General features: G+C 62.3%; 1 protein-coding gene. It reads right to left on the bottom strand.

From position 1 onward, the window contains the following. Positions 1 to 829 (bottom strand): hypothetical protein (locus ACRCYW_RS07280; protein ID WP_438549462.1); only part of this gene is annotated, 829 nt, incomplete at its 3' end. Positions 830 to 1078: the final 249 nt, after the last annotated feature.

The raw sequence follows: 1078 nt of genomic DNA, 5'->3' as shown, positions 1-1078 counted from the left end.
GTCCTTTCTTTCTTGCTCCGGCCTGGCTTCCAGTGGCGAAGCAGGCGAAGGTGCCGTGGAGTATGGTTCCACACCTGCTGCACACTGGGTACCGAGGGGCCCCACTGGCCCCGGCCGCGCCACCCACACCACCGGCTCTGAGGGCTGCTACTTCGAGGTAGAGCGCCAAGAGTTTCGCTGCTTCCAATCTGGGGGAGATCCAACGGTCATGATCTCCGTCTCGCAAGGCCACGTAGATACGACACATGGCCATGAGGCGAGACGGGCTGTTACCCCGGATGAGGACCCATTTCTTGGTGTGGTGGTTCATGAGGCGTTCCGCCTCGCTCCAACCGGCAGAGGTGGATAGGCTCACCAAATGCGTGAGCAGGGAGATGTAGTGGTCGATGCTGAGTCGGGATATGACTGTCACGAAGCCACTCTCGCTCCAGGCGTTGATGAGGAGGGGGTCCCAGGGTTCCGGGCCTAGGAGAGTCTTCTGCTTGGAGACCAAGTTCCTGAGAGTGCGGTCCCTGATCTCCACGACGTCTGCGAGGAGTTCCTTCAGCTGGGCGTCGTTCCGGACTCCTTTCAAAGCGTGGCGGTGGGCGTTCTTCCATTTCAAGTCTCGCGCCAGGTCTTCTCGGCCTCCCAACTGGTTGTTGGTGTTGATGATTTCCGCGAGGGTGGTGTGGATATTGGATCCGAGGTCTTCTCCTTCGTCAGACGAGTTGGTCTTACCTGGGAGGGCCACGGCGTCAACCAGGCATTCCATCAATGGGATGGCCCGTTCGTCTTCGGTGCCCGGAGGGGCCAGCTGCTTCCTGAGGTCCTGGGTGTCTGTGTCCAAGAGGATACCGAAAATTCGCTCCTTCGTTCCGGTGGACTCATCCGTGTTGCTTAGGAGAATCGGAGGCCCGGGGGGCTGGGTGCGACGGGGGCTGAGGACTCCCGGGGCGGTCAGAGGGGCGGGTGGCGTCACCGGTGGTGGGGGCGCCCAGGGAGCTGGGGCCGGGGGGCCTGCGGGTGAGGGCCTGGGGGCTGCCCGTCTGGTAGCTGCTGCTCGGTGGAAGCGCACAAACTCCCATGCCTCTTTCGA

This window comes from Aeromonas sp. (assembly GCF_051657805.1).
Taxonomy (GTDB): domain Bacteria; phylum Pseudomonadota; class Gammaproteobacteria; order Enterobacterales; family Aeromonadaceae; genus Aeromonas.
Note: the sequence above shows the minus strand (reverse complement) of the source record. Positions and strands in the feature narration are given on the sequence as shown.